The sequence below is a fragment of the Hymenobacter sp. 15J16-1T3B genome, from assembly GCF_020711235.1.
Lineage (GTDB): Bacteria > Bacteroidota > Bacteroidia > Cytophagales > Hymenobacteraceae > Solirubrum.
Genome location: NZ_JAJFAV010000041.1, coordinates 1 through 611 on the forward strand (window position 1 = coordinate 1; position 611 = coordinate 611).

General features: G+C 67.1%; 1 protein-coding gene. It reads left to right on the forward strand.

Features of this window, described 5'->3' with window-relative positions; all coding sequences use genetic code 11:
- On the forward strand, positions 1-200 hold a 200-nt coding region (locus LJ737_RS26810; RefSeq protein ID WP_227769857.1), incomplete at its 5' end, for a hypothetical protein.
- Between the last annotated feature and the right edge of the window lie 411 nt (positions 201-611).

A 611-nucleotide genomic window follows, 5' to 3' on the forward strand; every position in this document is an offset into this window, starting at 1 on the left:
TGGCGCAGATCCGCGACTTCCTGCAGCGGTGCACCTCGCACCGCCAGCTGCGCGACAAGAGCCTGGGCGAGGCGCTGACCCGCCTCGGCATCAAACGCCAGCAGCGCCGCGTGGGCAGCACCCGCGTGGGCGGCTACTACGTGCAGGAACTGCTGCAGCCGGGCTGGGCCGGCGAGGAACGTCCGCAGCCCGCGTTCTAATACTCCCTCACCTTTTCCATTCATTCTTCCCGTGCCAGCCGTGCCACGGCGGGCAGCCGGCTGCGCTGTGCCTTTTCCGCCGGTCGTGTCACGTGTCCGGCACGCATGCCGGCACGTGACCACCGGTACCTTAAAAGCAGACGACAGCACCCGTAGGCGGCGTGTCACGGCTGGCACGGGAAAAAACGGCCTCCTCTGCGCACACCGGCGCACAAGGCCGATTCCAACAACCCATTCAGATGCTCATTCAAGAAAAACACTGCCCGGTCTGCGGAACGTCGTTCTTTGGCCGGACCGACAAGGCATTTTGCAGCACCGCCTGCCGGGTGCGGGCGCACCGCCACCGCCAGGCCGATGACCTCCTCGAGGTCGAGCCGCCGGAGGATACGCCGGTCGACTCCACCGGCGCCG